A 24,294-nucleotide genomic window follows, 5' to 3' on the forward strand; every position below is an offset into this window, starting at 1 on the left:
AAAGTGATGCAGTGATAATTTATAGATTTTGTTCTTACTAAATAGTAATATTACTACTAACTAAATAACCATAAACTAAACATATGAAAACAACATTACCATTATTTAAAACGAATAAAATAGGCTTCGTTTTTTTATTATCCATTTTTACTGTTTTTGGAGTAAGCGGACAAACAGAAATTACCAGCGTTGCAGAGTTGGCTGCAGTTGCAGCAAATTCTAATCAGAATATTGTTATGAAATCTGGCATTTATCAAATGGAAGATTACTTAACGCCAACTGTAATAAGTAATCATCAGCCAGATTCAGGAAATCGATCGGCCATGATCACCTTCAGCGGAAGCGATAATGTTTTTGATTTTACAGGAGTCACCATTGAAGTAAATACGGCTTTATTGAATGATTATGGTACAAAAGTAATTGAACTTTATGTTACTGGTGATAATAATATAATTAAAGGGTTAACACTTACGGATATTGGAACATCGGCAACAGCAAAGGGCGGGCAATCCTTTACTATTTCGGGAGATAATGTTACTGTGCAAGATGTTACTATAAATGTGAGTGGTTCATCGCCTTATGGTTATGGTGATTTATTAGGGAAAGGAAGTCCTAATTTAGTAACTATGAGAAAACATAGTGGTATGCTAATTGAAGGAGCAAACGATAAAATACTAGGGTGTAAAATTTATTCGAAAGCATTTGGGCATTTATTTTTCATTCAAGGCGGTAGAGATGTTTTGTTTCAAGATTGTTATGCAGAAGCGGTTACTAGAACAACTGATGATATGTTAGCGGAAACATCTGGGCTTGCTTTCGATCGTGATTTTGAGGCTGTTTATGCTAATTATAGTGGGGATAAAGTGATTACTCCTGGTTATACAAAATCTTTGAGTGAAGTAGGGTACCGTTCATATGGTACAGGTGGATTAGAAGGGCATACCACAGGAGCTATAACTTTGATAAACTGTGTAGCTAAAGATACGCGTTCTGGTTTTGCTTTTACGCGTTATGGAGGCGATGTGCTTATGCAAAACTGCCAAGCTACAGGTTGCGAAGCGGGATATCAAGTAGAAGAAGTTACAATTGAAAACAGTAGAGGAGATGCTGTTAATGGGCCGTTATTGTACCTTAATGGCGGGGCGTCTACCGTAGAGTTAGAGTTAATACCTAATGTGTCAACAACAACTTTACATGCTATTGCAACCATTGCAGGAGATAATCATAAGGTAACACTTACAAATTATAATGATGAAGTAAGACCTCAAGAACACTCTATTTTAGTGGGAACGTCTAGACCTTCTGGAGCCAACCCGTTTTCACCATTAGGAACAACTTCTACATCGGGAATTATACTAAATAATTGTACCGATATGCCTATTGAAATTAATTCATATACAAGTTCAAGTACTATTAATACGACCGGAACGGTTACAGATAATGGTTCAGGGAATACAATTAATACGGTTACCGATTGCGATAATATTGTAGTTGTAGTGCCAGAGAAAAATGCTGTTGGAGATACCTTTACATTTCAAGATATAGATTATAAAGTAACTAGTATTGATCCTTATCAAGCAGAAGTTACAGGAAGCTCTTTAATTAATGTGGTAGTACCAAGTTTTGCAACTAACGAAGATACTGAAACTGCATTTGCGGTTATCAGAATTGGAGATAATGCTTTTAATGGTAGTAGTACAACAACTATTGAATTACCAAGCTCAGTAACATCAATAGGTTATCAGACGTTTAGAGGCGGAAGTTTAACAACGGTAACGTTTACCACAACTAATGGTATTACTACTATTGATGGTAGAGGCTTTTTTGTTTGTACCACACTTCTTGATCTAAACAATATTATGAGTAGCGCAGAATCATTAGGGGATGGGGCGTTTAATGGCACAACAAGTGTAACATCTTTAATCACGCCGAGTACATTGTCAACTTTGGGAACAAGTGTTTTTAGAGGTATGGCGAATTTAAAAACGGTAGATTTATCTGCTTCAACGTTGTTAACCGAAATACCATCGCAAACCTTTAGGGATGCTAGCGGGATAACTTCTGTAATTATTCCTATTAATGTGACTACAATTGGAGCTAGTGCATTTTTAAACCTTAGTAATTTAAAAACGGTACAGGTTTTAAATCCAGTGCCTGCAACTATTACAACTTCTGAGTTTTCTGGCGTAAATCTAGCTTTTGCAACTTTAATAGTGCCAACTGAAGCTGCAAAGTTAGCCTACCAAGCTGCAGATGTATGGAAGAATTTCGGTACGATTATAGCAGGAACATTAAGCACAAACAGCTTAGAACAAAAATTAGATTTCAATATTTTTCCAAATCCTACAAACGGATTGATATCAATAAAAAGTAAACCACTTAACAATGTTCGTGTTAGTATTTACGATTTTAACGGAAGAGTTTTATTAACAAATAATATTAGTGGAACAGCATCAGAAATTAATATTTCTGAGTTTTCTTCTGGAATTTATTTACTTAAAGTCAGCCTTGAAAACAGCGAATTTGTTAAGCGAATAGTAAAGCAATAGTCAGTTTTTTTAGAAAATATATTACCCTTTTTATAGCATTAAAAAACAGCATTAAGATGATTCTTAGTGCTGTTTTTTTGTGATTATACTATCAGTAAATAGTGAAATAAGCGGTATGTATTTGTGTCCTTATAAACTTAAAAAGAACTTTTTTATCTGTTTTTATTTTGAAAATAGAGCTAATATTTATGTTGTAATTTGAATACGTTTCTTTCTTGAAACATGCCGAAAACCTTAGCTTATAAAGTGTAAATGCGGAATATGAATCATTGTTTATAGTCTAAGGGTATGGAGTTATAGTCAAATTCTATTTTTTTTGCCAAATTGCAGTATCTAGCGTAATAATAGTGTTACGCTTATTTTGAATAAAAAGGACCATGAAAATAAGTATGAAACTCTTAGCAATTTTAATTATTTGTTTACCGATATCTGCATTTGCAGATGTAAGCTTAAATAGTTTATTTTCCGATCACATGGTAATACAAAGGGATACAGAAGTACCTATTTGGGGTTGGGCAGATCCTAATGAAATTATTACGGTTGAAACAAGTTGGGGAGCATCGGTACAAGTTATTACTAGTTTAGAAGGCACGTGGCGTGCAGATATAAAAACACCCGAAGCTGGAGGGCCACACACAATAACTGTTTTTTCAAAAAATAAAATTGTTATAAATGATGTGTTATCTGGAGATGTTTGGATTTGCACGGGGCAGTCTAATATGGATTTTTCCATGTCGAAATTTTTGCGTGATTCAAGAGACCCAAAACACCAACCGCTAGTAGAATATATTCGTAATGAAGTTGCTACTGTTAATGATGATTGGATTCGCCATATTGAGGTGCCTCAAGCGACATCATTATATGAAAAGAAATTAAATTTTGAAGACCATTGGAGAAGTGCTAATCCAGAACAAATCGGAAAAATCTCTGCAACAGGTTACTTTTTTGCAAAAGAATTACGCAAGCATGTAAATATACCTATCGGATTGTTAGAATGTTCATGGGGTGGAACAAAAATTCAACCATGGATTTCAGAAGAAGCCTATATGGCCGATCCTAATATGAAAGCTTATTTTGAAGCTAGCCGAAAAGAATCGATGGAAACGATTAAAATTATGGATACCGAAGGTTATGTAGATACAGTTTACGAAACGCAAGTAGCCGAATGGACTGCTAAAGGTGAAAAAGGTAAAAAACCAAAGCCAACAGTAGATCCTCGAAATGACAGACAATTGCCAGCATCGGATTATAATGCCATGCTTTCAGCAATAATTCCATACGCTATAAAAGGTGGTATTTGGTATCAAGGAGAAAGTAATGCGGAATTTATGCCAGATGAATATGAAGAATATTTTACTGCCATGATAAATAGTTGGAGAGCAGAATGGGAGCAAGGCGATTTTCCGTTTTACTGGGTGCAGTTAGCAGCTTGCAAACGCGGTAATGATAAAGCCGATAAAGGCTGGGCAACGGTAAATGATGAGTTACGTCGCACGCTAAAATTACCAAACACAGGTATGGCCGTTTTATATGATATTGGAGAACCTAAAGATGTTCACCCTCATAATAAAATGGATACAGGGAAGCGCTTGGCTTTGTGGGCATTAAAAAACGATTACAATATAGATATTCCTGTGGTAAGCGGTCCTTTATACAAATCTATGAGCGTGGAATCTAATAAAATTAAAATAGAATTTACTGAAACTGGTTCGGGTTTAATGGTTGGCAATAAAACACTTCTAGAAGATGCAGTTTCGGTTAAGGAGCCTTTAAAATGGTTTGAAATTAAAGGTATAGAGGGTGTTTGGAAACCTGCTGATGCAAAAATCACTTCAAGCAATACTATTGAAGTTTGGAGTAATGCTGTGTTAAAACCTAAGCAAGTACGATACGCATGGTCTGCAAATCCAAAAGGAGCCAATTTGTATAACAAAGAAGGACTTCCTGCTGCTGTATTTTTAACTGAATAAAATTAGAAATAAAAATTAAATTATACCCTATGAAATCTTTAAATGTATCTGGTAAACTCGTCTTGTTAGTTGTGTTTTTTTTAGGATGCCAAGTTAATTTTGCTCAAAAAGTAGAATTGATTTATACCACAGCATCCAAACGTTGGGTAAAGCCAAAAAAGTTTTTACAAAAAGCAGATGCAACGTCAGTAAATGATATTATCATATATACCGATAGTTTACTGCAAGTTGTGGATGGTATTGGAGGTGCTTTCAATGAGCTTGGTTGGGAAGCTATCAAATCTCTTGATGAAAGTGGAGAACAAGAGGTTGCCAACGCTTTATTTTCAAAAGATGGTTGTAATTTTTCAATGTGTCGTATTCCAATTGGAGCCTCAGATTATGCTTTAAGTTATTACTCGCACAATGATGTACCAGGAGATTTTGTAATGAGAGATTTTAATATAGATAGAGATCGATATATTCTAATCCCATATTTAAAAGAAGCTTTAAAAGTACGTCCAAATTTACAAATATGGGCATCACCTTGGACACCTCCAGCCTGGATGAAGGTTAACGAACATTATTCTTTACGCGCAGGTGATTGGAATGATCGTGCAAATGGAAATAGAATGGATCCGGGTGCTCAAATCCTGAGTAATGCTACAGCATTTAAAATGCAAGATCAATACTTAAAAGCTTATGCGTTATATTTTTCAAAATTTATTCAAGCTTATAAAAAAGAAGGTATAGAGTTGTTTTCAATTCAACCACAAAATGAAATTGCTTATGCACCAAACTGGCCAAGTTGTACTTGGAGAGCAGAAGATTTTTCAATATTTATTGGAGATTATTTAGGTCCGAAATTAAAAGAAGATGGCTTAGATACCGAAATTTGGTTAGGTACAATTAATTGGAGTAAGCCTAGTTATGTTCGTACTATTTTAGATAATAAAAAAGCAGCTGAATATATTAAAGGTGTTGGTTTTCAATGGGGAGGATCTAAAGCTATTCCCGCTATAAATAAAGAATATCCGGATTTAAAATACATGCAAACGGAGAACAAGTGTGGAGAAGGAGAGAATGATTGGACCTCATTTGATCGCTCTTGGGAAACCTTAGTACATTTTTTTAATAACGGAGCAGGTTCTCATATGTATTGGAATATGGTTTTAGATGAAACAGGAAAAAGTGCTTGGGGATGGCCACAAAATTCAATGGTGGTTATCGATAAGCAAACAAAAAAAATAACTTATACCGATGAGTTTTATCTGTTCAAACATTTATCACATTTCGTTCAACCCGGAGATCACTTTTTAAAATCTTCCGAAGGAAAAAATCATTTAGCTTTTCAGTTAAAAGATGGTCGTATTATGGTTTTAGTGAATAATCCTGATGAAACTATTAAAAATATAAAGTTTAAAGTTGGAAACCAAACGTTTGTTGTCGAAGTACAAGCAACATCTGTGAATACATTAATTATCAACAAGTAAGGTTTAAATTTTATGAAGTATTATTTCAAATTACAAAATGTGTTTTTATTTGTTATGCTATTGGGAGTTTTCCAATTGCAAGCACAAGTTGTTAATGAAATAGATTGGTCAAAATTTTTAGGGCAGCACGATTTAATTTGGGAAGAAATTCCGATGCAATGGAATGAAGGTGCTTTTACTGGAAATGGGCAAGTCGGAATGATGATTTATGCCACAATGAGCGCAAATCGAGTAGATTTCCATATGGGGCGACAAGATGTTACAGACCATAGAGGTGCTCCAAACAGAAAAACGTCTATGGGTGTCAAGGATACCGGTCTATATGATTATTCTAGATTAGATGTTGGTAGAATGGCTTTGTACCCTGTCGGAAAAATAAAATCGGCATCCATTCGTCAAGATTTATGGAATGCAGAAATTCGCGGTGTTATTTATACCGATTTGGGTGAAATTTCTTTTAGAGCCTTTACACCTTATGATAAAATGATGAATGTTATTGAAATCATTTCTACCGAAAAAACAAAGTCAAAAAAAGAATCTTATAAATGGGAATGGTTAGCAGGGAATCCAATTACACCTAGAGTGTATGCAAAGCCAGATCATCCAAAAACTTTAGAATATAAACCAAATCCAAAACCTATATTTAAGCAAGAAGGAAATGCAACTATTTGCGAGCAAGGCTTGTTGGCTGGAGGGGATTATGCAACAGCTTGGTTGGAGGTGAAAAATAAATCTTCTAAAAATAGCTCTATGCTTTATGTAGCTATTGCAAATGAAGTTCCTGCTGCTCATGTTTCAGGTAAAGTAGCCTTAAAAACAGTTGAAGATGCGGTGGCTTTAAAACCAGAAACGATAGAAAGTTCTCATAGAGATTGGTGGCATAATTATTATCAAAAATCGTTTATTTCGATGCCTGATACTAAAATGGAATCTTTCTATTGGATTCAGATTTATAAAATGGCAACTTGTTCTCGTGCAGACGGTCCCGCCTTAGATTTAATGGGGCCTTTTTACAAAAACACAGGCTGGCCAAGTTTGTGGTGGAATTTAAATGTACAATTAACGTATTGGCCATTTAACACCAGTAACCATTTGGATATAGCTGAAAATTTTATTCATCTAATTGATACACATTTCGATTATATGGTGGAATATAAAAGTGGTAAAAGTTTAGGCGATTTTGCTTGGGCAACACATAATTATTGGTTGTATTACAAGTATAAAGGAGACGATGAGGCTATTCAGAATAAATGGGTGCCAAAAGCGATAGAGATTCTAAAAAAGTACCAAACTAAAATGGTTAGAAATGACCAAGGTCAAATTGAATTAACCGCTATGGGATCTCCAGAATACAAAGGTTTTAAGGTATTTAAGAACACAAATTATAACTTGGCTATTTTGCGCTGGTTGCTAAATGGATTGATTGAATCTAACGAGAAATTTAATACTAATCCAGAAGGAATTATCAAATGGAAAGAAACTCTAAATGATTTAATCGATTTTCCTACAGATGAAAACGGATTAATGATTGGTAGCGATCAACCGGTAGATATGTCTCATAGGCATTATTCTCATCTTTTAGGTTTATATCCGTTATTTCAATTAAATCCAGATGATCCAAAGGATAGGACTTTGGTTGAAAAATCGGTGATACATTGGCATGAAATTGAAGATGGAAGTAAACTTGGTGGTTATGCTTATACAGGAGCAGCATCGTTATATGCGGCATTAAGCAAGGGGAACGAATCGAATAAATTATTACAAAGTTTTCTGGCCGGAAATATTGGTCGCGCGTTGCTATTACCAAATACATTTTACACGGAAGGAAAAGGTTTAAACCCTGTAATAGAAACCCCTTTAAGTGCTGCTGCATCCATAATGGAATTACAGTTACAAAGTTGGGGTGATAAAATTAGAGTTTTTCCTGCAATTCCCGATTCATGGAAAGAAGCTTCTTTTCAAGATTTAAGAGCGCAAGGTGGGTTTTTAGTTAGTGCCAATAGAATAAAAGGAAAAACGGAATGGGTTTCTATTAAAAGTTTAGAGGGGAAACCATGTGTTTTAAAAGTTACAGATTGGAGGAATGCTATTCAGATAAGTAAAGGAAAACAAATTGATATTGTTAAAAACTCTGAAAATGAATTTACTATTGATTTGAAAAAAGGAGAATCTATTTTGATTGCATCCCATAATTTGGATAAAGTGATTATTAAACCAATAAGCCATCCAAAAGATGAATTAAACCAATATGGAGTGAAAAAAGGTAAAAGTTATACCGAAATAATGGAATACAAAGTACCTGAGTATAAATATTAGATTAACAAACATTAGATATATTAAAAATGAAAGTATTTAAAATTTTAGTTTTCGGATTAATTTTCGGTAGCACATTATTCGGTAATGCTCAAAAAGCCATTACTATTAATACACAAGAAAACGGAGAACAGTTTGATCATTATTGGAGTAAAATGGTTGGAGCTGGTCGTGCAAACGAAGGTTTAAGAGCAGGTTGGTTAGAACAATTAGCACAAGTACAAGAAAATTGTGGGTTTGAATATGTGCGTTTTCACGGTTTATTTCATGATGATATGTTTCCTGTTGTTATTGAAAAAGGTAAAACAGTATACAATTGGCAATATATTGATGATTTATTCGATAGAATGTTAGATTTAAAAGTAAAGCCTTTTGTAGAATTGGCCTTTTTGCCAACAAGCATGGCGGCTGAAGATTCTAAAACCGTATTTTGGTGGAAAGCTAATATTACACCAGCAGAAGATTCTTTTGATAAATTTCACGATTTAGTAAAAGCCTTTACGCAACATTGTGTAGATCGTTACGGTATTGAGGAAGTTTTAACTTGGTATTTTGAAGTTTGGAATGAGCCAAACTTATATAAGTTGTTTTGGGATGGAACAAAATCTCAATATTTTGAATTATATAAGCAGTCTGTTACAGCTGTTAGATCTGTCGATAATAGGCTTAAAGTCGGTGGACCATCTACAAGTAATTTTGTGCCAGATACCCGTTTTGATGGAGAAACAATGAATAATGAAGCTTCTGATGCCGTTTTTGCAGCAGATGATATTAATACTCTAGAATGGCATGGCGTATGGATTGAGGATTTCTTAGAATATTGTAAAAAAGAAAAGTTACCAGTAGATTTTGTGAGTTGTCATCCTTACCCAACAGATTATGCATTTAATCCAGAAACAGGTAAAGGAAAAGGACTTACCCGTTACGTACAGTCTGTTAAAGAAGATTTAGAATGGATAAAAGGAACCGTTGCAAAAAGTGCTTTTCCAGATGTTGAAATTCACTTAACAGAGTGGCATACAAGTCCAAGTAGTAGAGATGAAATGCACGATAGGCTTCCTGCAGCAGCATATATTGTGAAATCTAATTTGGATTGTATAGGTTTAACAAATTCATTAGCATTATGGACGTTTACCGATATTTTTGAAGAAAAAGGAGGTGCTTCAAGTATTTTTCATGGAGGCTTTGGGATGATTAATTTTCAAGGCTTAGTAAAACCATCATATCACGCATACAGAATGCTTCATCAATTGGGAAATCAAAAAATATATAAAAACGATTATCTATTTGTAAGTAAGGATGCTAGTAACGGAAACATTTCAGCTTTAGCTTATAATTACCCCGAAGAGTATGTAAATGCTGTGCCGTCTGGAACTAATAAAAGAGAAGAAGGTACTTCGAAAAAACTTAATTTCACATTAACTGGATTGCCATCTGAAACATTATTTGAAATTGAAATTTTAGATAAAGATCACGGAAATATTCATAATTTTTGGGAGTCTATGGGGAAACCTGAGCCACCAACGAGAGAGGAAATTAAGGTGATGAAAGCTTATGCAAATACCATGAAAACGGAATATGCTAAAGCTGATAAAAAAGGAAATTTAACTATAAATCGTTTAATTTCACCGTGGAGTTTAGTGTTAATCAAACAAATTAATTAAAATTTTAGTATTATGAAGATTTTGAAATATCGAAAAACATCAATTCTCGTTTTAACTTTAACGGTTTCTTTATTAATTCTAAATTCATGTTTTAATGTGAATAAATCTATAGAAATTAAAGGAAAAACTTATAATAGTAAATTAATTTTTAAGGAAAATTTTGACAAAGGACTCGAAAATTGGCAAGTAGAACAAATGCCGGAAGGTACTGTCGAAGTTAAGGACAGTAAATTAGAAATTAATGATGTTTCTGGTTGTACGGTTTGGTTGAAACAAAAGTTTAATGGGCCAATTGTTATAGAGTACGATGTATTTGTTATTCAAAATGGAGGCGCAAACGATCGCGTATCTGATCTTAACTGTTTTTGGATGGCTAATGATCCTAAAAATCCGACTAATTTATTTGCAGATTCAGAAAAACGTGGAGGTAAATTCTCTAATTATGATAACCTTAAATTATACTACATGGGGCTTGGTGGTAACCACAATAAAACAACACGTTTTAGACGTTATGTTGGGAACGGTGAACGGCCATTACGTCCGGAACACAATTTAAGCGATCCTCGATTTATGTTGGAGCCTAATAAAACATATCATATAAAAATTATTTCGAACAATGGTATTGTTCAGTATTTTAGAGATAATTTATTAGTATCAGATTTTGTGGATTTAGAGCCATATACATCAGGTTATTTTGGTTTTCGAACAGTTAAAAATCACATGACTGTAGATAATTTTAGAGTCTATGAAGTTGAAAAATAATTATTAAAAATTAGAAATTAAATGAAGCTATCCAATAAAATAATATTATCCATTTTATGTGTGTTTTCTGTTTCAAACTTCGGGTTTAAAGCAAGTGATAAAAATATCTATCATAAGGATTGGATAGACTTTAATAAAAACGGAATAAAAGATGTTTTTGAAGATCCAAAAGCGCCTTTAGAATCAAGGGTTAAAAACCTTATTTCATTAATGAATGTGAATGAAAAAACATGTCAGCTTACCACATTATATGGTTATTCGCGAGTTTTAGAAGATGAATTACCAACCGAAGGCTGGAAAAACCGTGTTTGGAAAGATGGTATAGCAAACATTGATGAACATTTAAATACCATTTGGAATCAAGAAAAAACACATACAAAATATGCTTTTCCATATAGCACACATGCGGAGACTATAAATATAGTTCAAAAATGGTTTGTTGAAGAAACACGATTAGGTATTCCTGTCGATTTTACAAACGAAGGCGTACACGGTTTATGTCATGAAAAAGCAACGCCATTACCAGCTCCAATTGGTATTGGAAGTACTTGGAATAAAGAATTGGTTTATAAAGCTGGAACCATTGTTGGGCGAGAAGCAAAAGCTTTAGGTTATACCAATGTGTATGCACCAATTTTGGATGTAGCCAGCGATCAACGTTGGGGACGTGTTTTGGAATGTTATGGTGAAGAGCCATTTCATATTTCCGAAATGGGTAAACAAATGGTTTTAGGAATTCAATCGGAAGGTGTAGCATCAACTTTAAAACATTTTGCCGTTTACAGTGTGCCTAAAGGCGCAAGAGATGGGGATGCTCGAACAGACCCGCATGTTGCACCTAGAGAAATGTTTCAATTGTATTTGTATCCTTTTAAAAAGGTGATAAAAGAAGCGGCTCCAATGGGGGTTATGAGTAGTTATAATGATTATGATGGCGTTCCTGTGACTGCCAGTCATTATTTTTTAACCGAATTGTTACGAGAACAATTTGGTTTTAATGGTTATGTAGTTTCAGATAGTGAAGCTGTAGAATATGTGTCTGAAAAGCATCATGTTGCTAAAGATTACAAAGAAGCCGTGCGTCAAGTTATAGAAGCCGGTTTAAATGTGAGAACCACATTTAGAACCCCCGAAAGTTTTATTGAACCATTGAGAGAATTAATAAAAGATGGTGAAATCTCTATGAAAACCATAGATTCTAGAGTTGCCGATGTGTTGCGTGTAAAATTCCGTTTAGGTTTGTTTGATTCTCCTTATGTTGAAAACCCTGGGGAGGCAGATAAATTAGTTCATACACCGGAAGATGAAGCATTTTCGAAACAAATAAATCGCGAGTCTTTAGTACTTCTTAAAAATGAAAATAATTTATTGCCTTTAGATGTCAATAAAATAGATAATATTTTAGTTACGGGACCACTGGCAGCAGAGGTTAGTTTTACATACAGTCGTTATGGGCCAGCGTTCAATCCATCAGTTTCTGTGTATCAAGGCATAAAAAAATATGCAGGAAACAAAGTCAATGTTAGTTTTGAAAAAGGTTGCGATATTGTAGATCCAGATTGGCCAGGTAGTGAAATTATACAAACACCATTATCGGCAAAAGAACAAGCGGATATTGATGCTGCGGTAGAAAAAGCAAAACAATCTGATATTATTATTGCTGTAGTTGGTGAAGATGAAAAACGTGTTGGTGAAACAAAATCAAGAACAAGTTTAGGTCTTCCTGGACGACAATTTCAACTCGTTCAAGCGCTTTATGCTACAGGGAAACCTGTTGTTTTAGTGATGATAAATGGCCAGCCATTAACTATTAACTGGGAAAATAAATTTCTACCTGCTATTTTGGAAGCTTGGTTTCCGAGCACAGCAGCTGGTGAAGTGATTGCCGAAACCTTGTTTGGAGATTATAATCCTGGAGGTAAATTATCGGTGACATTCCCGAAAACAGTTGGGCAAATTCCATTAAACTTTCCTTTTAAACCAGGATCACAAGCAGGGCAACCTGGAGCAGGTCCCAATGGTTATGGTAATACACGAGTTTTAGGACCATTATATCCTTTTGGTTACGGGCTAAGTTACACTACTTTTGAATATAGCGATTTGGAGGTTACTCCTAAATCTTTAAAACCTCAAGCAGATGTTCAAGTTACATTCAAAGTTAAAAATACTGGTAAGCGAGCAGGGGATGAGGTTGTGCAAATGTATATTAAAGATAAGATAAGCAGTGTAACTACTTACGAATCTATCTTGCGTGGTTTCGATCGTATTCATCTAAAACCAAACGAAACTAAAACGATAAAATTCACATTACATCCAGAAGATTTAGAAATTTTGGATATAAATATGAATTGGACGGTGGAACCTGGTGATTTTGAGGTTTTAATAGGAAGTTCTTCGGAAGATATTAAGCTGAAAGATGGTTTTAAAGTTGAAGCTATTGGTAATTAAATTATCGTTTTTATAGGGTACATAAACTCTGTATATACTTACAATTAGATTTTAAAATTGCTTTTTATGAAGATATGCATAACTGAAATGCAAAAATAGTATTAGTATTGGTCAAATATTTGGAAGATTTCACTCTTTTCTTGTAGTACTATTGTAAACCGAATATCAATACACAAGTATAAAAATCCACAATTTTATTTTATCAGTATTTATGGAAGCAAAACAAAACGTACTTAAAATACATGAAAAGGACAATGTTATTGTCGCACTAACAGATTTAAAAAAGGGAGATAAAATTACCTTTGAGAATCAAGTGTATGAACTTCAAAATGATATTTCTGCGAAGCATAAATTTGTTACCGAATCTTTATCGGAAGGAGATCCTGTATATATGTACGGCGTATTAGTGGGTAAAGCTAAAAAAACTATTGTAAAAGGTGATTTAATTAGTACAACAAACCTTATTCATGATACTGAAACTTACGATGTAGATGATTCCAAAGAAAAAGAAGTTTGGCAATCTCCCGATGTTTCTAAATTTATAAATAAAACATTTAACGGGTATCACAGAGCCGATGGTAAAGTAGGAACCGAAAATAATTGGTTAATAATTCCATTAGTTTTTTGTCAGAATAGAAATGTAGAAGTTTTAAAACAGGCCTTAGTAGAAAAACTAGGTTATGGTAAAAAACAACATTTAGGTTTAGATGTTGATGCTTTAATTAATGATTATAAATCTGGCGTTTCCGCGGAAGCGATACTAGAAAAAAATATATTAAAAGAAGGAGAAGATACGAGTAAAAACTTGTTATTTCCTAATGTAGATGGTGTTAAGTTTTTAACACATGATGGTGGTTGTGGTGGTGCAACATCAGATTCTGTAGCGCTTTGTACACTTTTAGCCGGTTATATTAATAATCCAAATGTGGCGGGTGCAACAGTTTTAAGTTTAGGTTGCCAACATGCACAAGCTAGTATTTTACAAGATGCTTTATCTAAAATGGCAAAGGAAAACGCTAAGCCAGTTTTTGTTTTAGAACAGCAACAAAGTGTATCGGAAAAAGAATTACTTGCCGATGCTGTAAAGAAAACTTTTGTTGGTTTAATGGAAGCTAATAAAGCAGAGCGTAAACCAGCCAATTTATCTAAACTTGTAATAGGTTTAGAATGTGGTGGGTCGGATGGATTTTCAGGAATCTCTGCAAATCCAACTTTAGGTTATGTGTCCGATTTAATCGTCGGTTTAGGAGGAGCAACGGTACTGTCTGAATTCCCTGAATTGAATGGTGTAGAGCAGGAGTTAATTAATCGCTGTACAAGTGCCGATAAGGCCAAAAAGTTTTCGCATATTATGTCTACTTATAATTCTAAAGCAGAAGCTTTAGGAGCGGCATTTTCAATGAATCCTTCACCTGGAAATATAAAAGATGGTTTAATTACCGATGCTATAAAATCTGCAGGAGCTGCCAAAAAAGGCGGAACATCTCCAGTACAAGATGTTTTAGATTATACGGAGCAAGTTGTAACTTCAGGTTTAAACCTATTATGCACACCTGGTAACGATGTAGAATCTACAACAGGTTTAGCTGGTTCAGGTTGTAACGTTATTTTATTTACTACAGGCTTAGGTACTCCAACAGGAAACCCAATTACTCCAGTTATTAAAGTATCGAGTAATACCAAACTTTTTGATAAAATGAGTGATATCATTGATTTTAATACGGGGTCAATTATTGAAGGCTCAAAAACGATTGAAGAGGTTGGCGAAGAGCTTTTAGACTTTGTAATTGAAGTAGCTAGTGGTAAACAAACAAAAGCAAGACAATTACGTCAAGACGATTTTATTCCGTGGAAACGTGGTATGTCTTTATAAAAAATAAACAACAAAAATTAAGCATATAAAAATGACAAAATTCAGTTTAAAAAATAAAGTAGCCCTTGTAACAGGTGGCGGTAGCGGTATAGGTAAAGCTATATCTTTAACTTTTGCTGAGCAAGGTGCAGAAGTGCATATTCTAGATTTTAACCTTGAATCTGCGCAAGAAACTGTCAAAGAAATTGAAGCATTAGGGGCAAAAGGAACAGCACATAAATGTGATGTTGCTAACCAAACTAATGTGGAAACTATTGTAAATACCATTACCGAAAACGGAGCTATTGATATTTTAATTAATAATGCGGGTATTGCACATGTTGGAAATATTGAAGGTGTAGAAGAGGCTGATTTAGACCGTTTGTACAACGTAAATATCAAAGGTGTTTACAATTGCATTAAAGCATGTTTACCTGCTTTGAAGAAAACAGGTAACGGTGTTATTTTAAACCTAGCATCTATTGCATCTACGGTTGGTATTAACGATCGTTTTGCATATTCTATGACAAAAGGTGCGGTATTAACCATGACGTATTCTATTGCAAAAGATTTTATAAAAGATGGTATTCGTTGTAACTGTATTGCACCAGGACGTGTACATACACCTTTTGTAGATGGGTTTATTAAAAATAACTACCCAGGTAAAGAAGAGGAGATGTTCGAGAAATTATCGGCAACTCAACCAATTGGGCGTATGGGGAAACCTCAAGAAATGGCAGATTTAGTGCTGTTTTTATGTTCGGATGAAGCTGGCTTTATCACAGGATCTAATTATGCTATCGATGGTGGTTTTGTAACACTAAACGGTAATTAAAAATATATATTTACAAACATAAAATAACTTATACAGATGAAATTAATAAGATTTGGAGCAGTAGGAAGCGAGCAACCAGGTGTTCAATTAGAAGATGGGACAATAATCGATGTATCGGCATTTGGAACAGATTATAATGAAGAGTTTTTTGGAAACGATGGTATTGGAAAACTAAAAGCTTGGTTAAAAGATAATCAACAAAGTTGTCCTTTAGTAGGTGATGATGTACGTTTAGGTGTGCCTTTAACAAGACCATCAAAAATTGTTTGTGTTGGGTTGAATTATGCACAACACGCGGCAGAAGCTGGTATGGATATTCCTAAAGAACCTGTTTTGTTTTTTAAATCAACAACGGCATTAGTTGGTCCAAATGATGATGTAATTATTCCTAAGAATAGTGAAAAATCAGATTGGGAAGTAGAGTTAGCTATCGTTATTGGTAAAAAAGCATCTTATGTAGAAGAGGCAGACGCTATTGATCATATTGCAGGTTACGTTTTGCATAACGATGTAAGTGAGCGCGCTTTTCAAATAGAAAAATCTGGACAATGGTGTAAAGGTAAAGGTTGTGATACATTCGCGCCAGTTGGACCTTTTATTGCTACAACAGACGAAATTAAAGATCCGAATAATTTAAACCTTTGGTTGAAAATTAACGGAGAAATGATGCAGAATAGCTCAACATCCGATTTTATTTTTAACGTACAACACGTAGTAAGTCATATTAGTCAATTCATGACATTACTTCCTGGAGATATTATTTCTACGGGTACGCCATTTGGTGTTGGTTTAGGTTTAACACCTCCAACATACTTAAAACCTGGCGATGTTATGGAATTAGGTATTGAAGGTTTAGGTGTTTCTAAGCAATCGGTAAAAGCATACAAAAAATAATGAAAATAGATGCCCATCAGCATTTTTGGAGTTACAATCCAGTTAGAGATAGCTGGATTGATGCTTCTATGGAAGTAATAAGAAAAGATTTTCTTCCTAAGGATTTAAAACCTATTTTAGAAGCCAATGCTATTGATGGCTGCATTGTGGTAGAAGCCAATCCGTCGGAAGCCGAAACCAATTTTTTATTAGATTTAGCTCATAAAAATCCTTTTATAAAAGGTGTTGTAGGTTGGGTAGATTTATGTTCAGATGATGTAGAAGAACGCTTAAAGCACTTTTCTGAAAACAAGATTTTTAAAGGGGTTCGTTATTTACTACAAGTAGAAAATGAAGACTTTGTTTTACGAGAAGATTTTCAGCATGGCATTAGTAAATTAAGTCAATTAAACTTAGCTTACGATGTTTTAATTTTTCCGAAACATTTGGCAAATGTGATAAAGTTGGTCGAGAAATTTCCAAACCAGCAATTTGTGATAGATCATATTGCAAAACCACAAATTTCAAAAGGATTAGACCCTAGTTGGGTAAAAGATATTAAGAAACTAGGGACATTTAAAAATGTGGCTTGTAAAATTTCTGGTATGGTTACCGAAACAGAGAATTTTAATTTTGAACCAAAGGATTTTACACCGTTTTTAGATACTATGGTTGCCGCTTTTGGAACCGATAGGTTGTTATTTGGCTCCGATTGGCCCGTATGTTTATTAGCGAGTGAGTATAAAAGTGTTTTACAAATAATTGAAAATTATTTTATTGATTTTTCGGAAGAAGAACAACGCCAAATTATGGGCGGAAATGCCATAAAAATGTATAATTTGTAAATTAAAACTAAAATTTAAGATGGATTTAAATTTAAAAGATAAAGTCATTATAGTTACCGGTGGTTCTAAAGGTATCGGGTTGGGGATTGTTGAGTCCTTAATACATGAAGGAGCCAATCCTGTAATTATTACGCGTAACAAAGCTAGCGCGATTGATGCTATTGAAGATTTTAAAAAGAAGGGAATTGAAGTTTTTTATGCACTTGCAGAACTTACCGATCCTGAACAATGTAAAAATGCTATAAACGAGGTCGTGAAGAAGTATGGGCGTATTGATGGTTTAGTCAATAATGCAGGAGTTAATGATAGTGTTGGTTTAGAAACCGGAAATTATAACGATTTTATTCAGTCTTTAAAACGTAACGTAGGACATTATTATTCAATGGCACAGTATGTACTTCCTGAACTTAAAAAAACTAAAGGAGCTATAGTAAATATAGGCTCTAAAACAGCAGATACAGGCCAAGGCGGTACATCTGGATATGCTGCAGCAAATGGCGGGCGTAATGCATTAACTAGAGAATGGGCGGTAGAGTTGTTACCATATAGTATTCGTGTTAATGCTCTAATAGTTGCTGAATGTTATACACCGCTTTATGATAAATGGATAAGCACTTTTCCTGATAAAGAACAACGATTATTAGATATTACAAAAAATATACCTTTTGGAAATAGAATGACAACTGCCGAAGAAATTGGAGATACTGTCGCTTTTTTATTATCGAGTAAATCAAGCCATACTACAGGGCAATTACTTTATGTAGATGGTGGTTATGCACATCTCGATCGCTCTCTATAAAAATCTATAGCCAATACACTTAAACTAACTAAATTTATGAACAATACAACCAAAACACCCTTAGTTTCTAAGAAAGTACTTATTCCTTTTATTTTAGTAACATCATTATTCGCCCTTTGGGGATTTGCCAATGCGGTAACCGACCCTATGGTAAATGCCTTTAAAAAAGTATTAGAATTATCAAATACACAGGCGTCTTGGGTCCAAATGGCTTTTTACGGTGGTTATTTTTGCATGGCTTTACCGGCAGCGATGTTTATGCGTAAATATTCGTATAAAGTAGGCGTTTTAATAGGTCTGGGTTTATATGCCGTAGGAGCCTTACTATTTTATCCGGCAGCTATTACCGAGCAATTTTGGTTTTTCTGCTTAGGGTTATATGTATTAACGTTTGGTTTAGCCTTTTTAGAAACAGCTGCAAATCCATATATTTTAGCAATGGGATCTAAAGAAACTGCGACCCAACGTTTAAATTTAGCACAATCTGTAAACCCTATTGGATTAACCGCAGGCTTGTTGGTTGCAAAATATTTTGTTTACGATAGGTTACAATCGGATGATATTGCCGATTTCTCAGCTTTAGATGATGCTAAAAGAGCTATGATTAGAGTGGCAGATTTAGCGGTTATTCGTGATCCATACGTTGCTTTAGGTTTGGTTATTTCTGCTGTATTCGTATTGTTTTTGGTTAGTAAAATGCCACAAACTAAAGAAGAGGGAAATATGCCGAGTTTGGGAGATACTTTCAAAAAATTAGGAACAAATAGTAAATATGTATTAGGAGTAGTTGCACAAATATTATATGTTGGTGGTCAAATTATGACATGGACTTATATTTACCAATATGCGGAAGCAATTGATTTAGCTAACGTAGATGTGGTAGGTTACGAAAAAATAGACGTTTTTGCTTATCAGTTTGTTGCATTTGTATTATTTACAGTCGGTCGTATTGTTGGTACAGGTATGTTACGCTTTATGAGTCCTGGTAAATTATTAATGTCTTTTGCTTTATTAGCAGGCGCATTTGTTTTAGGAGCTATGTTTATTGAAAGTATTTACGGCTTGTATTGTGTTGTAGGTATTTCTTTTAGTATGTCGTTAATGTTTCCAACAATTTATGGTATTGCTTTAAACGATTTAACAGAAGAACAATCTAAAGTAGGTTCTGCAGGATTAGTAATGGCCATTGTTGGTGGTGCATTGTTACCTATGTTACAAGGGATGATTATTGATGCCGGAGGAAGTGGTGTTTCTGATACAACCATAATGGGTGTTGCCGAAGTTAATTTTTCTTTTGTATTGCCTTTATTATGCTTTGTTTATATTGCTTGGTATGGTGCGCATGTATTTAGAAAGCACGAAAATAAAGTAGATTAAATTTAATGAAATTTTATTATGAAAAAACATTGTTTCGCTTTAGATTTAGTAGATAATGCTAATTTAATTGAAGAATATAAGGCCTATCACCGAGCTGTTTGGCCGGAAATTATAAAAAGTATTAAAGATTCTGGTATTGAGGATTTAGAAATTTTTCAAGTCGGAAATCGCTTGTTTATGATAATGAAAGTAAACGAAAGTTTTTCTTTTGAAAAGAAGAACGATATGGACGCTAATAATCCTAAAGTTCAAGAATGGGAAACGCTTATGTGGAAGTATCAACAAGCGTTGCCGATAGCTAAAAAAGGAGAAAAATGGATGTTGATGGAGAAAATATTTCAGCTTTAGAAATAGACTTCGTTTTAATATTCAATAAAAATTATTATAAAACAAATGCGACTTTGATATTAATTCAAAGTCGCATTTGTTTTTCTTTAAAGGTTTTATTCTTCCTGTTTTTTACTTCAAAAATAAAGTAAAACTTAAAGCACCCTGTGCTCCAATTACTAGAGACTGTTCAATATCTGCTGTTTTTGAAGGTCCTGCAATAAAAACTCCAAAATCGTTAGATGTTTCACTTAGTTTAGCATAGGCTTGGTGCATGTATGGTACTATGCTTTCTTTTGAAACTATAACAACTAAATGCTTTGTTATAAAAGGAAGCGCCCGCATTGGTAGCTGTTTGTCACTTACCCAAACGGCACCATTTTCGGCTACTGCCAAATCACTTTCTAGAATTAAAATATCAAGATCTTCTAAATCCTGAGAGTTTTTAATAGTCGTTAAATCTAGAGTATTAAAGGATTCTGTATTAACTAAAGTTGAATATTTAACTTTAGCATCAGGAAATAAAGTTTCCATTTGAGAAATTACCGCATCATTAGATATTGTTTTGATGACATTTCCGCCAACAACTTCAATTTTTTTGGTGAATTCTTTTATTAAATCTAAGCCTTCATCAAAAATAGACATATCAATATCTGGAAGGTGTAAAAGTTCTGGTTTATTTGCGCTAATTTTGCTTAATATTTGATCTCTGCTACTCATTCCTTAGTCTTTTTTATCTTTATTAGCTTCTCTCTTTTTGTACCAATCATCAAAACTTTCTTTTGGTCCTAATGGTAAATCTCTAGCTTTTCCCCAAGCATTTGGTTTGGAGTTTATTAACGATTTTGGCAGTGTTCTAAGTGACCAACGTGCTATTTTTCCAACCTTTTCAAATTGAGATGGTTTAGCAAAAACTTGTCCCATAATTTCCATCGATTTCTTTTTGATGAAAGGTTGTGGCGTTTCTTTTGTAATAATTTGGCGCCATTTATAAAGTTGCGTATGTATGTCAATTTTCACCGGACAAACATCAGAACAAGATCCACAAAGCGTAGAGGCAAAGGGTAATGTGCTATATTTTTTTAAATCTTTTCCAGGAGATAGAATAGAGCCAATTGGTCCAGGGATTGTCGCATCGTAACTATGGCCACCACTGCGTCTGTAAATTGGGCAAGTGTTCATACAAGCACCACAACGAATACAATGTAGAGAGGCTCTAAAATCGGGCCTAGCCAATTGTTCTGAGCGTCCGTTATCAACAATTATAATGTGCATTTTTTTGCCATCGGCTGGTTTTTTAAAATGCGACGAATAGGTGGTTATTGGTTGTCCAGTTGCAGAACGTGCTAATAATCTTAAAAACACACCTAGATGTTCTTGTCTTGGGATAATTTTTTCGACACCCATACAAGCAATATGCACTGGAGCTAAATGCGCCCCCATATCGGCGTTACCTTCATTAGTGCAAACAACAAACCCTCCTGTTTCTGCAATGGCGAAATTCACACCTGTAAGAGCTGCATCTGCTTCTATAAATTTTTGTCTTAAATGTTTTCTAGCTTCTCCTGTTAAATATTGTGGGTCACCATCACAAGGTTTTGTTCCCAAATGCTCCTGAAACAATTCATCAACTTCGTGTCTGTTTTTATGTATGGCTGGCAGTACAATATGGCTTGGCGGTTCTTTGGCTAACTGTACAATACGCTCACCCAAATCTGTATCAATCACTTCAATACCATCGGCTTCCAAATATGGGTTTAGATGACATTCTTCCGTTAACATCGACTTACTTTTAACTACTTTTTTAGCGTTATTTTCTTTTAATATTTTAAGAACAATTTGGTTATGTTCCTCGGCATCTGCTGCCCAATGGACTTCAATGCCGTTTTTATTGGCATTGGCTTCAAATTCTTGTAAATAAACATCTAAATTAGAAAGCATGTGGGCTTTTATACCGTGACCAAGATTACGGAGTTCTTCCCAACCTTTTACTTCGTGTACAGATTTATCACGTTTATGGCGAACAAACCAAAGGGCTTTATCATGCCAATCGACTTTTTTTTCGTCTTTATTAAAAATGCTAGCTAGTTTAGAATGACTCATAATGTTTTGTTTTATGAAACTTTTGGCGGTTTAAATTAAAGTGTGCTGTTTAAAATTTCGGCAATATGCAGAATTTTTAGTGGCTGTTTATTTCTGTTTATTAAGCCTTCTAAATGCATTAAGCATGAGGTATCAGTAGCTGTTATTACTTCAACACCACTTTCTAAATGATCTTTAATTTTATCTTTTCCCATTTTAACAGAAATGGCTTCTTCTGTCACTGCAAATGTGCCACCAAAACCACAACATTCATCACTTCTTTTTATAGGCATAATTTCTACCCCTTTTACTTCTTTTAGTAATTCTTCAATGTATGAAAAATATGGACCAACCACTTCAGAACATGAGCCTAAACGTAAGCCTCGTAAACCATGACAGCTTTTATGAACTCCAACTTTATAAGGGAAAGAAGCACCTATATCTTTTATTTTTAAAATATTCAATATAAAATCACATAGTTCGTAAACATTATTTCGAACATTAATAACATCATCGGTTTGTGGAATAATATCGTAATGTTTTTTTACATGATATGCACAACTTCCAGAAGGTGTAACAATGTAATCAAAGTCTTTAAAATTTTCTACAAAATTGTTGCAAGCTCCAACAGATTCATACTCGAAACCAGAATTTGCCATGGGTTGTCCACAGCAGGTTTGTCCCGAAGGGTAAACAACATCTACCTTTAGCTTTTCTAGAAGTTCTAGGGTTGCTTGACCAACTTGCGGATAGAGTTGATTGATATAACAGGGAATAAATAAACCTACTTTCATAAAATTTTTAATTTAAATGACTTTGGCTTTTAAAATGTTTCAAATGTGGTATTGAAGCTATTTAATTGCGTTGCACAAAATTAGGAGGAAAAAGAATACCAGTCTTCCTAAATTTTGATCGTGTATGATACTATTTTTGCTTTGTTTTTATTAATCTTTATATAAACAGCAAATTAATCGTGCTTTGTTTTATGTTTTTCAAGATATTCTGAAGGTGTGTAGTTCATGACTAATTTAAACTGCCTGTTGAAATTTGAAATATTATTAAAACCCGATTCGTAGCAAATTTTTGATATATTGAATCTGTTTTCTAAAAGGAGTTTACAAGCATAACCAATTCGAATTTCGGTAACATAACGAGAAAATGTTTTTTTATTCACCCGTTTAAAATAGCGACTAAAAGCAGATGGATTCATGTGCGCAATTTCAGCGGCTTTGTTTAGTGTAATGTTTTGGTTGAAATTTTTAAAAATATAAGCCTGCACATTATCTTGAGTATTACTTTTAGCCGCTTTAAACGAATTAATAAAACCTTGACTTGATAGTTTTTTAGTGTTGGTGTGCTTGGCCAAAGCATGTAGAATATTTAAAAAAGCCATAGTTTTTTCGAAACCTTCCAATTCGAGCATGTTTTTAATATCGTTAATCAGTTTTTTGTTAACATTTAAAAACTTGATACCGTAGCGAGCCCGTCGAAATAATTCTAGAATATGAATCATTTCGGGTGTTTCAAAAAATTTAGGTCCTAAATAATTTTCTTTAAAATGGATAGCAATCGCTTTTGCTGCTTGTTCCGAGGTATGTTCAAAGTAACCATCGTCATTAAGCCACATGTGTGGTAAATTTTCTCCAATAAGCACCACGTCTCCAATACCAAACTTTTCAACACTATCGCCAATAAAGCAAGTACCTTCACTTTTTAAAACCACAACAAGTTCTAGCTCGGGATGGTAATGCCATATTTTTAAAAAATAAGGATATTCGTTAATTTTTGTGGTAAACGAACTATTGGTTAGGTTACTACGATCTAAAAGATGAAGTTTCATTTTTAAACTGGTATGGTTAGTATTTAATAAACCCAAAATAACAAAAAAGGATTAATAAGGCAAAAATAATATTGCTATTGTTTTGTTGATTATGATTTTGAAGGAGAAACTACAGTTTGTTTAGAGTGTTGTTAAATATCCTAATTGTTGATAATAATTAAAAATACAATGCTTTTACCAAGGTTTTTTAGAGATAACGCCAAAAGCCGTTTTATAACGACTAGCTATTGTATTATAAAAACTGTTGATAACTTCTATGTAAGGATTCAATCAAAAATTCTACTTT

18 protein-coding genes are annotated in these 24,294 nt (G+C 34.0%); 14 read left to right on the forward strand and 4 right to left on the reverse strand.

Annotated elements, in window-relative coordinates; all coding sequences use genetic code 11:
• Positions 1–83 precede the first annotated feature (83 nt).
• The 14 genes from GQR97_RS11775 to GQR97_RS11840 all read left to right on the forward strand — a co-directional run bounded on the left by GQR97_RS11775 (position 84) and on the right by GQR97_RS11840 (position 20,107).
• Entirely contained in the window at positions 84–2,549 is a 2,466-nt protein-coding gene (locus GQR97_RS11775) for a leucine-rich repeat domain-containing protein (protein WP_158848592.1), read from the forward strand.
• A gap of 389 nt (positions 2,550–2,938) precedes the next feature.
• A complete protein-coding gene (locus GQR97_RS11780; protein ID WP_158848593.1) occupies positions 2,939–4,519 on the forward strand; it encodes a sialate O-acetylesterase in 1,581 nt (526 codons plus the stop codon).
• 29 nt (positions 4,520–4,548) lie between these two features.
• Positions 4,549–5,991 (forward strand): glycoside hydrolase family 30 protein, encoded by a 1,443-nt coding sequence (locus GQR97_RS11785; RefSeq protein WP_158848595.1) that lies wholly within the window; start codon positions 4,549–4,551, stop codon positions 5,989–5,991.
• Between the two features lie 12 nt (positions 5,992–6,003).
• On the forward strand, positions 6,004–8,307 hold the full coding sequence (locus GQR97_RS11790) for a glycosyl hydrolase family 95 catalytic domain-containing protein (RefSeq protein WP_158848597.1): 2,304 nt from the start codon (positions 6,004–6,006) through the stop codon (positions 8,305–8,307).
• Between the two features lie 26 nt (positions 8,308–8,333).
• Positions 8,334–9,968 carry a GH39 family glycosyl hydrolase gene (locus GQR97_RS11795; RefSeq protein WP_158848599.1) on the forward strand — a complete coding sequence of 545 codons (1,635 nt, stop codon included), beginning with the start codon at positions 8,334–8,336 and terminating at the stop codon, positions 9,966–9,968.
• A 12-nt stretch (positions 9,969–9,980) separates the two neighbouring features.
• The gene (locus GQR97_RS11800) at positions 9,981–10,730 is read left to right on the forward strand and encodes a DUF6250 domain-containing protein (protein WP_158848601.1); all 750 of its coding nucleotides are present in this window, start codon (positions 9,981–9,983) and stop codon (positions 10,728–10,730) included.
• Between the two features lie 21 nt (positions 10,731–10,751).
• Positions 10,752–13,178: a glycoside hydrolase family 3 N-terminal domain-containing protein gene (locus GQR97_RS11805; RefSeq protein ID WP_158848603.1), complete on the forward strand. Its 2,427-nt coding sequence runs from the start codon at positions 10,752–10,754 to the stop codon at positions 13,176–13,178.
• Positions 13,179–13,389: 211 nt separating this feature from the next.
• The gene (locus GQR97_RS11810) at positions 13,390–15,051 is read left to right on the forward strand and encodes a UxaA family hydrolase (protein ID WP_158848605.1); all 1,662 of its coding nucleotides are present in this window, start codon (positions 13,390–13,392) and stop codon (positions 15,049–15,051) included.
• A 31-nt stretch (positions 15,052–15,082) separates the two neighbouring features.
• Entirely contained in the window at positions 15,083–15,865 is a 783-nt protein-coding gene (locus GQR97_RS11815) for an SDR family NAD(P)-dependent oxidoreductase (RefSeq protein ID WP_158848607.1), read from the forward strand.
• 36 nt (positions 15,866–15,901) lie between these two features.
• Positions 15,902–16,759 (forward strand): fumarylacetoacetate hydrolase family protein, encoded by an 858-nt coding sequence (locus GQR97_RS11820; RefSeq protein ID WP_158848609.1) that lies wholly within the window; start codon positions 15,902–15,904, stop codon positions 16,757–16,759.
• Complete coding sequence (locus GQR97_RS11825) at positions 16,759–17,583, forward strand: amidohydrolase family protein (RefSeq protein ID WP_158848611.1); 825 nt, start codon at positions 16,759–16,761, stop codon at positions 17,581–17,583. The genes GQR97_RS11820 and GQR97_RS11825 overlap by 1 nt, the downstream gene beginning before the upstream one ends.
• A gap of 19 nt (positions 17,584–17,602) precedes the next feature.
• Positions 17,603–18,382: an SDR family oxidoreductase gene (locus GQR97_RS11830; protein WP_158848614.1), complete on the forward strand. Its 780-nt coding sequence runs from the start codon at positions 17,603–17,605 to the stop codon at positions 18,380–18,382.
• Between the two features lie 36 nt (positions 18,383–18,418).
• The gene (gene fucP, locus GQR97_RS11835) at positions 18,419–19,759 is read left to right on the forward strand and encodes an L-fucose:H+ symporter permease (protein ID WP_158848616.1); all 1,341 of its coding nucleotides are present in this window, start codon (positions 18,419–18,421) and stop codon (positions 19,757–19,759) included.
• 18 nt (positions 19,760–19,777) lie between these two features.
• Positions 19,778–20,107 (forward strand): L-rhamnose mutarotase, encoded by a 330-nt coding sequence (locus tag GQR97_RS11840; RefSeq protein WP_158848618.1) that lies wholly within the window; start codon positions 19,778–19,780, stop codon positions 20,105–20,107.
• Positions 20,108–20,218: 111 nt separating this feature from the next.
• Here GQR97_RS11840 and GQR97_RS11845 read toward each other — a convergent pair whose 3' ends face one another.
• The 4 genes from GQR97_RS11845 to GQR97_RS11860 form a co-directional block, all read right to left on the reverse strand.
• Positions 20,219–20,806, reverse strand: a complete 588-nt coding sequence (locus GQR97_RS11845) for a lactate utilization protein C (RefSeq protein ID WP_158848620.1) — start codon at positions 20,804–20,806, stop codon at positions 20,219–20,221.
• Positions 20,807–20,809: 3 nt separating this feature from the next.
• A complete protein-coding gene (locus tag GQR97_RS11850; protein ID WP_158848622.1) occupies positions 20,810–22,189 on the reverse strand; it encodes a lactate utilization protein B in 1,380 nt (459 codons plus the stop codon).
• Between the two features lie 35 nt (positions 22,190–22,224).
• On the reverse strand, positions 22,225–22,962 hold the full coding sequence (locus GQR97_RS11855; protein WP_158848624.1) for a (Fe-S)-binding protein: 738 nt from the start codon (positions 22,960–22,962) through the stop codon (positions 22,225–22,227).
• Between the two features lie 173 nt (positions 22,963–23,135).
• Positions 23,136–24,008, reverse strand: a complete 873-nt coding sequence (locus GQR97_RS11860) for an AraC family transcriptional regulator (RefSeq protein WP_158848626.1) — start codon at positions 24,006–24,008, stop codon at positions 23,136–23,138.
• Between the last annotated feature and the right edge of the window lie 286 nt (positions 24,009–24,294).

This window comes from Algibacter sp. L1A34 (genome assembly GCF_009796805.1).
Taxonomy (GTDB): Bacteria; Bacteroidota; Bacteroidia; order Flavobacteriales; family Flavobacteriaceae; genus Algibacter.

What these genes read in the sequence shown, in the direction of transcription:
- GQR97_RS11820 (WP_158848609.1), top strand. Translation starts at nt 15,902, where the DNA reads ATGAAATTAATAAGATTTGGAGCAGTAGGAAGCGAGCAACCAGGTGTT.
- GQR97_RS11785 (WP_158848595.1), top strand. Translation starts at nt 4,549, where the DNA reads ATGAAATCTTTAAATGTATCTGGTAAACTCGTCTTGTTAGTTGTGTTT.
- GQR97_RS11850 (WP_158848622.1), bottom strand. Translation starts at nt 22,189, where the DNA reads ATGAGTCATTCTAAACTAGCTAGCATTTTTAATAAAGACGAAAAAAAA.
- GQR97_RS11795 (WP_158848599.1), top strand. Translation starts at nt 8,334, where the DNA reads ATGAAAGTATTTAAAATTTTAGTTTTCGGATTAATTTTCGGTAGCACA.
- GQR97_RS11860 (WP_158848626.1), bottom strand. Translation starts at nt 24,008, where the DNA reads ATGAAACTTCATCTTTTAGATCGTAGTAACCTAACCAATAGTTCGTTT.
- GQR97_RS11840 (WP_158848618.1), top strand. Translation starts at nt 19,778, where the DNA reads ATGAAAAAACATTGTTTCGCTTTAGATTTAGTAGATAATGCTAATTTA.
- GQR97_RS11790 (WP_158848597.1), top strand. Translation starts at nt 6,004, where the DNA reads ATGAAGTATTATTTCAAATTACAAAATGTGTTTTTATTTGTTATGCTA.
- GQR97_RS11780 (WP_158848593.1), top strand. Translation starts at nt 2,939, where the DNA reads ATGAAACTCTTAGCAATTTTAATTATTTGTTTACCGATATCTGCATTT.
- GQR97_RS11830 (WP_158848614.1), top strand. Translation starts at nt 17,603, where the DNA reads ATGGATTTAAATTTAAAAGATAAAGTCATTATAGTTACCGGTGGTTCT.
- GQR97_RS11855 (WP_158848624.1), bottom strand. Translation starts at nt 22,962, where the DNA reads ATGAAAGTAGGTTTATTTATTCCCTGTTATATCAATCAACTCTATCCG.
- GQR97_RS11805 (WP_158848603.1), top strand. Translation starts at nt 10,752, where the DNA reads ATGAAGCTATCCAATAAAATAATATTATCCATTTTATGTGTGTTTTCT.
- GQR97_RS11845 (WP_158848620.1), bottom strand. Translation starts at nt 20,806, where the DNA reads ATGAGTAGCAGAGATCAAATATTAAGCAAAATTAGCGCAAATAAACCA.
- fucP (WP_158848616.1), top strand. Translation starts at nt 18,419, where the DNA reads ATGAACAATACAACCAAAACACCCTTAGTTTCTAAGAAAGTACTTATT.
- GQR97_RS11815 (WP_158848607.1), top strand. Translation starts at nt 15,083, where the DNA reads ATGACAAAATTCAGTTTAAAAAATAAAGTAGCCCTTGTAACAGGTGGC.
- GQR97_RS11825 (WP_158848611.1), top strand. Translation starts at nt 16,759, where the DNA reads ATGAAAATAGATGCCCATCAGCATTTTTGGAGTTACAATCCAGTTAGA.
- GQR97_RS11800 (WP_158848601.1), top strand. Translation starts at nt 9,981, where the DNA reads ATGAAGATTTTGAAATATCGAAAAACATCAATTCTCGTTTTAACTTTA.
- GQR97_RS11775 (WP_158848592.1), top strand. Translation starts at nt 84, where the DNA reads ATGAAAACAACATTACCATTATTTAAAACGAATAAAATAGGCTTCGTT.
- GQR97_RS11810 (WP_158848605.1), top strand. Translation starts at nt 13,390, where the DNA reads ATGGAAGCAAAACAAAACGTACTTAAAATACATGAAAAGGACAATGTT.